Origin of the sequence: Mycobacterium helveticum, assembly GCF_007714205.1 — a bacterium.
Lineage (GTDB): Bacteria > Actinomycetota > Actinomycetes > Mycobacteriales > Mycobacteriaceae > Mycobacterium > Mycobacterium helveticum.
Genome location: NZ_VMQU01000064.1, coordinates 22938 through 31124, shown reverse-complemented (window position 1 = coordinate 31124; position 8187 = coordinate 22938). Strand labels below are relative to the sequence as shown.

The 8187-nt window shown below is 71.0% G+C and carries 7 protein-coding genes; 3 read left to right on the top strand and 4 right to left on the bottom strand.

Annotated elements, in window-relative coordinates:
* On the bottom strand, positions 1–1066 hold a 1066-nt coding region (locus tag FPZ47_RS15710), incomplete at its 3' end, for an AI-2E family transporter (RefSeq protein WP_145039495.1).
* 121 nt (positions 1067–1187) lie between these two features.
* Here FPZ47_RS15710 and FPZ47_RS15705 point away from each other — a divergent pair.
* Positions 1188–2378: a lysylphosphatidylglycerol synthase transmembrane domain-containing protein gene (locus tag FPZ47_RS15705; protein WP_144953634.1), complete on the top strand. Its 1191-nt coding sequence runs from the start codon at positions 1188–1190 to the stop codon at positions 2376–2378.
* Here the strand turns inward: FPZ47_RS15705 and FPZ47_RS15700 are convergent.
* On the bottom strand, positions 2375–2917 hold the full coding sequence (locus FPZ47_RS15700) for a hemophore (protein WP_144953637.1): 543 nt from the start codon (positions 2915–2917) through the stop codon (positions 2375–2377). The two genes, FPZ47_RS15705 and FPZ47_RS15700, sit on opposite strands and share 4 nt — an antisense overlap.
* A 355-nt stretch (positions 2918–3272) precedes the next feature.
* Here FPZ47_RS15700 and FPZ47_RS15695 point away from each other — a divergent pair, with 355 nt between their 5' ends.
* Positions 3273–6314 carry an MMPL family transporter gene (locus tag FPZ47_RS15695; RefSeq protein ID WP_144953679.1) on the top strand — a complete coding sequence of 1014 codons (3042 nt, stop codon included), beginning with the start codon at positions 3273–3275 and terminating at the stop codon, positions 6312–6314.
* Positions 6311–6817, top strand: a complete 507-nt coding sequence (locus FPZ47_RS15690; RefSeq protein WP_144953639.1) for an XRE family transcriptional regulator — start codon at positions 6311–6313, stop codon at positions 6815–6817. The genes FPZ47_RS15695 and FPZ47_RS15690 overlap by 4 nt, the downstream gene beginning before the upstream one ends.
* 4 nt (positions 6818–6821) lie before the next feature.
* Here the strand turns inward: FPZ47_RS15690 and FPZ47_RS15685 are convergent, their stop codons facing one another.
* Positions 6822–7511 carry a hypothetical protein gene (locus FPZ47_RS15685; protein ID WP_144953641.1) on the bottom strand — a complete coding sequence of 230 codons (690 nt, stop codon included), beginning with the start codon at positions 7509–7511 and terminating at the stop codon, positions 6822–6824.
* Between the two features lie 16 nt (positions 7512–7527).
* Positions 7528–8172: a hypothetical protein gene (locus tag FPZ47_RS15680; RefSeq protein WP_144953644.1), complete on the bottom strand. Its 645-nt coding sequence runs from the start codon at positions 8170–8172 to the stop codon at positions 7528–7530.
* Between the last annotated feature and the right edge of the window lie 15 nt (positions 8173–8187).

Below are 8187 nucleotides of genomic sequence, written 5' to 3'. Positions count from 1 at the left end.
GATCGGCGGCCAGCAGCACCTGCAGCGCGTTGTTGAGGAACGCGACGGTCGGCACGGCCAGCAGGGCGCCGAAGATCCCCGCGAGCACACCGCCGGTGGTGATGGCCAGCACCACCCCGAGCGGGTGAATGGAGACCGCCCGCCCCATCACCAGCGGTTGCAGCAGATGGGCCTCGATCTGGTTCACCACCACCAGCAACCCCAGCGTGATGAGCGCGTAGACGAAGCCCTTGGCGAGCAGGGCGACCACCACGGCCAGGAACCCGGCGATCACCGCACCGACCAGCGGGATGAACGCGCCCAGGAAGACCAGCGAGGCCAGGGGCAGGGCCAGCGGTATCCCCATGATCGCCAGGCCGGCGCCGACCCCGGCGGCATCGGTCAGCGCCACCAGGAACGTGGCCCGCACGTACCCGATCAGCGAGCCGTACCCGGCGTGGCCGGCCGCCAGCACCCGGTCGCGGGAGTGGGCGGGGACGATCTTGGCGACGTATTGCCAGATGTTGCGCCCGCCGTAGAGGAAGAAGATCAGGGTGAACAGGACCAGCACCGCCGCCGTGACCACCTCGGTGATGGTGGCCGCGGTGGACAGCGCGCCGCTGGTCAGTTTCGCCTGATTGTTGCGCAGCGCCTCGATCGCGGCGTTGCCCGCGCTGTCGATCTGGTCGCCGCTCAGGTGCGGCGGCCCCTGGATGAGCCACCTGCGGGTGGAGTCGATGCTCTGGGTGACCTGGTCGGTGAGGCCGGGCAGGCCGTCGATGAACTGGGTGATGACGAACGCCAGGATGCCGCCCAGGATCGCGAAGCCGCCGAGCAGGACCAGCGCCACCGCCCCGCCGCGCGGCAGGCCCCGCCGGTCCATCCAGTCGACCGCCGGCACCAGCAGGGCGCTCAGCATCAGTGCCAGCAACAGCGGAACGACGATGATCTCGAGTTTCTTCAGAAGCCAGGCGAGGGCGACCAGCGCGGCGAAGATGACCAGCAAACGCCACGCCCAGGCCGCGGTGTTACGGACCAGCGGCTCGACCGCGGCGTCATCAGAGGGTTTGTCGACGTTTCCCGACATTGCGCCAGCCTATCGGTCCGCCCCGCCCGGCCCCGGCCGCCGGCACGATCCGGTTACGACGGCGACACGGCCGGCGCCGCGTCGCGACTGCCGCGCCACCTGCACAGTTACGCTAAAGCACGTGTCTCACGACGCACCCGCCCGCAAGCTCGCCTTGCCCCGCGAGGAGACCTCGCGCGGCAAGTACTGGTGGCTGCGGTGGGTCATTCTCGGCATCGTCGGGATCGTGCTCGCCGTCGAGGTCTCGCTCGGCTGGGACCACCTGACCAAGGGCTGGGTCAGCGTCTACGAGGCCAACTGGTGGTGGCTGCTGGCGTCGGTGGTGGCCGCGGCGGCGTCGATGCACAGCTTCGCGCAGATCCAGCGGACGCTGCTGAGATCCGCCGGGGTCCACGTCAAGCAGTTACGGTCGGAAGCCGCGTTCTACGCCGCCAACGCCCTGAGCACCACGCTGCCCGGCGGGCCCGTGCTGTCGGCCACGTTCCTGCTGCGCCAGCAACGGAGCTGGGGCGCCTCGACGGTGGTCGCGTCGTGGCAGCTGGTGATGTCCGGCGTGCTGCAGACGGTGGGCCTGGCGCTGCTGGGCCTGGGCGGGGCGTTCTTCCTGGGCGCCAAGAACAACCCGTTCTCGTTGCTGTTCACCCTGGGCGGGTTCGTGGCCTTGCTGCTGCTGGCGCAGGCGGTGGCGTCGCGCCCGGAGCTGATCGACGGGATCGGCTGCCGGGTGTTGTCGTGGGTCAACTCGGTGCGCGGCAAACCGGCCGACACCGGCCTGGACAAGTGGCGCGAGACGCTGAGGCAGCTGGAGTCGGTGAGCCTGGGCCGGCGCGACCTGTCCGTCGCGTTCAGCTGGTCGATGTTCAACTGGATCGCCGACGTCGCCTGCCTCGGCTTCGCCGCGTACGCGGCCGGCGACCACGCGTCGGTCGCCGGGTTGACCGTCGCCTACGCGGCCGCGCGCGCGGTCGGCACGATACCGCTGATGCCCGGCGGGCTGCTGGTCGTGGAGGCGGTCCTGGTGCCGGGCCTGGTGTCCAGTGGCATGTCGTTGCCGAGCGCCATCTCGGCGATGCTGATCTACCGGCTGATCAGCTGGCTCCTGATCGCCGCCGTCGGCTGGGTGGTGTTCTTCTTCGTGTTCCGCACCGAGAACGCCGTCGATCTCGACAACCCCGACAACCCCGACGCCGCCCCGGCCCCCGGGTCGCCGCGCCGGGAGCAGTCGGCGGCCGATCCGACCGAGACCGCCCTGCAGGGCCCCCTGCCGCCCCCCGACCAGGACCCGGCAGGCGGCGGTGAGCCGCCCGGTTAGCCGACGGCGTTTCCCCGCGGCGGGCCCGACAGCGGGTTGGTGCCCGCCGGCGCCGGCCCGGTGGCCGCGGGCGGGGCACCCGTCGTTCCGCCGACCGGCAGCACGCCCGCCGCGCCGCCCGGCAGGCCGCCCTGCATCTGCTGCATCATGCCCAGGGCCTGCGGGATGCTGATCGGTAGCCTGCACTGCAGCGACAACCCCGTCAGCGGCTCGGAGATCTTCTGCATGTCGGCGGCGACCTTCGGGTTGGCCTCGAAGTAGGTCTTCAGCGTCCCGACGGACTGCGGCCCGGACTGCTCCTGCAGCAACGTGGTCATCGTCTGGTTGGTCTCCGGGTGCGCATCCAGGTAGTCGCCCATCGACTTGAGGACCGAACCGGCCGTCCGGGCGACCTCGCTGGCCGAACACGGGTCCTTGGCGCCGCTCGCGGGCGGCCCGGCCGCCACCGCGACGGCGGCGACGCCCGGAACCAGGGTCGCGAGCAACCCCACCGAAAGTCTGCGGAGTCTGCGGCGCACGGTCGCGGGGCCTGCGGTCATCGACATATCCTCCAAGCTTGCGCCGGCGCGGCCGGTGTCCCCCCGATGCCCACTCCGCCGAATCGGCTGCGGTCAACGGCCCTTTTGTCGCAGAGTCACCCACCCCCTCGCGCGGCCATCGGCCATCCTGCCAGCCCGGCGGTGCGGCTGCCACCGCATGTGACCGACATCCCGCTTGGGAAGGAACCCGGGAAGGAACAGGTCACCGATGTACAACGACTTGGCCGCATGTTGGCAACATCGGTTTCGCCGCAGCTCAGGAACCGAATAAGCCCGACACGTACACAGGCGCCTGCGGTATCCTCGCCTGCACTCGTTGCGTGAGAAGACCGGGGAGCCGAACATCCAGCAGTACATGATGCGCGTCAGCCGTAGCCTGCGCAGATACCGCTGGTTCGTGTTCGCGGGCTGGCTGCTGGCGCTGGTTCCGGCGGTGTACCTGGCGCTGACGCAGGCGGGCAATCTCACCGGCGGCGGCTTCGAAGTGGCCGGCTCGCAGTCGCTGCTGGTCCACGATCAACTGCAGGATCAATACCGCGACCTGGGGGCGTCGTCGCTGGCGCTGGTGGCGGCGCCGCGCCCGGACGCCAGCTATCAGGACATGAGCGACGCGGTGGCACAGCTCAGGCGCACCGTCGCCCAGCTCCCCGGCGTCACCGAGGCGCCCAGCCCCCGGCAGCGGCCGCCGCAGCCCGACCGGCCCTACGTATTGTCGCTGCGGCTGGACGCCCGCAATTCCGGGACCAGCGACGTCGCCAAGCAGCTGCGCAACAGGGTGGGTGTCAACGGCGACCGTCCCGGCCAGACCGCCGACGGCCGGGTGCGGCTGTACGTGATCGGCCAGGGCGCGCTGAGCGCCGCGGCGGCGTCCAACACCAAGCACGACATCGCGGCCGCGGAACGCTGGAACCTGCCGATCATCCTGATCGTGCTGCTGGCGGTGTTCGGATCCCTGGCCGCCGCGGCCATCCCGCTCGCCCTGGGCATCTGCACCGTCGTGGTCACCATGGGCCTGGTCTACCTGATGTCCACCTACACCACCATGTCGGTGTTCGCGGCGCCGACCGTGTCGATGTTCGGCATCGCGCTGGCCGTCGACTATTCGCTGTTCATCCTGATGCGCTTCCGCGAGGAGCTGCGCTCCGGCCGTCAGCCCCGCGAGGCCGTCGACGCGGCGATGGCCACGTCCGGGCTGGCGGTGGTGTTGTCCGGGCTGACCGTCATCGCCTCCATGACCGCCATCTACCTGATCAACACCCCGGCGCTGAAGTCGATGGCCACCGGGGCGATCCTGGCCGTCGCGGTGGCGATGCTGACGTCGACCACCCTGACACCGGCGGTGCTGGCGACGTTCGGCCGCGCGGCGGCCAGGAGGTCGGCGCTGCTGCGCTGGTCGCGCCAGCCGGACTGCACACAGTCGCGGTTCTGGAACCGCTGGATCGGCGGGGTGATGCACCGGCCGTGGATCTCGGCGCTGGCCGCCTCGGCCGTCCTGCTCGTCATGGCGGTACCCGCCGCGTCGATGGTCCTGGGCAACAGCCTGCTGCGCCAGTTCGACTCCTCGCACGAGATCCGCGCCGGGGTGGCCGCCGCGGCGCAGGCGCTGGGCCCCGGCACGCTCGGGCCGATCCAGGTGCTGGTCACGTTCCCCGACGGGGGTGCGTCCTCGCCCGAACACAGCCGGTTGCTCGCCGCGGTCCGTCAGCGGATGAGCCAGGCACCCGACGTCACCTCCGTGTCGCCTCCGCAGTTCGCCGATGACAACGGCAGCGCCCTGCTGTCCGCGGTGCTCTCGGTCGACCCCGACGAGCTGAGCGCCCGCCGGACCGTCGGCTGGCTGCGCGCGCAGCTGCCCAAGGTGCCCGACGCGGGAACCGCACGCGTCGACGTCGGCGGACCGACCGCGCTGATCAAGGACTTCGACGACCGGGTGTCGCAGACCGAGCCGCTGGTCCTGCTCGTCGTCGCCCTCATCGCGTTCGTGATGCTGCTGCTGTCCATCCACTCGGTGTTCCTGGCGCTCAAGGGCGTGGTGATGACGCTGCTGTCGGTGGCGGCCGCTTACGGCAGCCTGGTCATGGTGTTCCAGTGGGGATGGCTGGCCGACCTCGGTTTTCCCCGGCTGAACTCGATCGACAGCACCGTGCCCCCGCTGGTGCTCGCGATGACCTTCGGGCTGTCGATGGACTACGAGATCTTCCTGCTCACCCGCATCCGGGAGCGCTTCCTGCACACCGGGAACACCCGCGATGCCGTCGCGTGCGGCGTGAGCACCAGCGCCCGCACCATCACCAGCGCCGCCCTGATCATGATCGCGGTGTTCATCGGGTTCGCGTTCGCCGGCATGCCCCTGGTCGCCGAGATCGGCGTGGCGTGCGCGGTCGCGATCGCGGTCGACGCAACCGTGGTGCGGCTGGTCCTGGTGCCGGCGCTGATGGCGATGTTCGCGCAATGGAACTGGTGGATCCCGCCCTGGCTGTCGCGCGTCCTGCCGTCGGTCGACTTCGACCGGCCCCTGCCCGAGGTCGACCTCGGCGACGTCGTGGTCATCCCCGACGACATCTCGGCGCTGGTCGCCCCCAGCGCCGACCTGCGGGTGGTGCTCAAGTCGGCCGCGAAGCTCAGGGATCTGGTTCCGGATGCGATCTGCGTGGCCGACCCGCTGGCCTTCACCGGCTGCGCCCGCAACGGCGGCACGGCGGACACCGGGCGGGACCGGGGGCTGGGCCCCGGCCAGATCCCCCACCACGTCGACATCGACGGGGACCGCGCTCTGGTCGCGGCGGGCCCGGCCCACAACGGAAACCACACCGGAAACCACACCGGCAACCGCAACGGCAACCCCGCCGCGAAGCTCGCGGGAGGCCGCGCCGCCCGCAACGGCATCGCCCGCGCGATCTCCGGGAGCGACCGCCCGGTGCATCCCGTCACGCTGTGGCGGCGGCGGCTGTCGGTCGCCCTCGACGCGCTGCAGACCCACGGTGACGCCGGCGACGAGGCGAAATTCGAGCGGCGCAGCCCGGTGGAAACCGCCAACGTGCAGCTGCCCACCGGGGACCGGCTGCTGGTCCCGACCGGCGCCGAGGCGCTGCGCCTCAAGGGCTACCTGATCATGTGCCGTAACACCAGCCGCGACTACGCCGAATTCGCGGATATGGTCGGCACGCTGGAACCCGAAACCGCCGCTCTGGTGCTGGGCACGATCGACAAGTACTACTGTTGTCAGTCGTCGAGGCGGGATTGGATCGCCACCCAATTGGTCCGTCGGCTCGCAGATCCACATCCTTGCGACTTCACCGAAGAGCGGTGGTCCGGACCGAACGCCAAGGCGGACTGGGACGAGGTCAGACAGCGTTGCCTGTCGGTGGCCGTGGCGATGCTGGAGGAGGCGAGGTGACGTTGGCATCCGACCGGCGGGCCGCGTCGCCGTCACCGCGGCCCGGCGACGAACCCCTGCCCGATCCCGACCAGCCGGTCGAATTCTGGTCGACCGCCGCCATCCGCTCGGCGCTGCAAGGCGGGGACATCGCGACGTGGAAGCGCATCGCCGCCGCCCTGAAGCGCGACCCGTACGGTCGGACCGCCCGCCAGGTCGAAGAAGTCCTCGAGGGAACGCGGCCGTCGGGCATCTCCCGGGCCCTGGGGGAGGTGCTGGAACGGGCCCGCACCCACCTTGAGGCCAACGAACGCGCCGAGGTGGCCCGCCACGTTCGGGTGTTGATCGACCGGTCCGGCCTGGCCGAACACGAGTTCGCGTCCCGCATCGGGGTGGACCCGCACGACCTGGTCACCTACCTCGACGGCAGCACCAGCCCGTCGGCGTCGCTGATGATCCGGATGCGCCGGTTGTCGGACCGGTTCGTCAAGGTCAAGTCCGCCCGCTCCGCGGGATCCAACTGATCGCTCAGCGGGAGTTGACCGGCACCACGTCGGACACCAGCCAGGCGCTGCCGCGCTTGACCAGACCCACCCGCAGCGCCGGCGCCGCGCGGCTCGGCGGCTCACCGGGCGCGCTCTGCGTCAGGCGCAGGATCACCGCCACACTGGCCACCGCGGGACCGATGGCCTCGACGCCGGCGGCCAGCGCGGTGGCCTGCGCCGTGACGTTCCGCCGGGCGAGTTCGGCGCTGGACTTGGCGTACTGCTCCTTGAACGCGCCCGCCCGTTCCGGCACCGTCATCGCCGCGGCCCGGTCGAGGGAACCCGCGGGCGCACCCGGGGTGAACGACGCCATCGCCTCGGCCATCCTCGCGGCGATCTGCACCACCTCGCGGGAGTCCCGGTCGAAGGCGCGGTCGGCCCTCGTCCAGTGCGTGTACCCGGTCGCCACCGCCGCCACCAGGGCGGCCGTGCACAGGAAGACCACGGCCAGCCGCAGCGCCGGGGCCTCGTCGTCGGTGCCGACGCTGACCGCATCGCGGCGCAGCAGCCAGAAGTCGACGCCCACGCCTTCCACGATCAGCAGCACCAGCGCCGAGCACGCCGACACCCACCACAGCGGCCAGGCGAGCACCACCCCGATCGCCAGCAGCGCGGCGATCGCGGCCAGCGGGGCCAAGACGTCGAAGGACAGCAGCCGCCAGAGGTTTCTCATCGGATCGAACCCAGCCTCATCGGATCGACTCCAGCTTGGAGATCATCAGCTTGCCGTCCACGTCGGAGACGTCGAGCCGCAGGTTCCAGTGCACCGTCTGCGGCTTGGTGCCGGCGTTCTCGCTGACCGACGTCGCGACCAGCAGCACCGAGTCCGTGCGGCTGGCGAACGGCGGCAACTTCGTCGTCACGACGGACCTGGGGGACGCCGCGCCGCCGGGCTGTGTGTCCAGGTCGCGGTGCAGCGTGTCGATCGCCACCGCCTCGATCCGGCCGCTGCTGCGCGACTGCAGCTTCTCCACCACCTGCCGGTAGGGCGCCACCGCCGCTTCGAAGTCGGCATTGAGTTCCCCGACAGTCCCGTCGTGCAGCCGCTGCAGGCTGGCGTCGATGTTGCCGGCGTTCATGTTGATCAGCACGCCCGACCAGTCGGCGGCGGTCTGCATGACGCGGGTCAGGTAGGTGCGCTCGGCGACCGCGTCACGATGGCCGGACCAGACGACGACCCCGAGCACGACGGCGGCCACCGCGAGGACGCCGACAACGGCCGAGGCGACGCCGTAATGGGAGAAAACCCGGTCGTCGACGGTCGAGGGTTCCCGCGGGGCGGAGTCGGCGGGCTCCTCGCGTGCCGGTGACCCGGTTTGCTCGCCGTCGGACATGGCCCGATCGTCGCA

What these genes read in the sequence shown, in the direction of transcription:
- FPZ47_RS15700 (WP_144953637.1), bottom strand. Translation starts at nt 2,917, where the DNA reads ATGACCGCAGGCCCCGCGACCGTGCGCCGCAGACTCCGCAGACTTTCG.
- FPZ47_RS15695 (WP_144953679.1), top strand. Translation starts at nt 3,273, where the DNA reads ATGATGCGCGTCAGCCGTAGCCTGCGCAGATACCGCTGGTTCGTGTTC.
- FPZ47_RS15685 (WP_144953641.1), bottom strand. Translation starts at nt 7,511, where the DNA reads ATGAGAAACCTCTGGCGGCTGCTGTCCTTCGACGTCTTGGCCCCGCTG.
- FPZ47_RS15680 (WP_144953644.1), bottom strand. Translation starts at nt 8,172, where the DNA reads ATGTCCGACGGCGAGCAAACCGGGTCACCGGCACGCGAGGAGCCCGCC.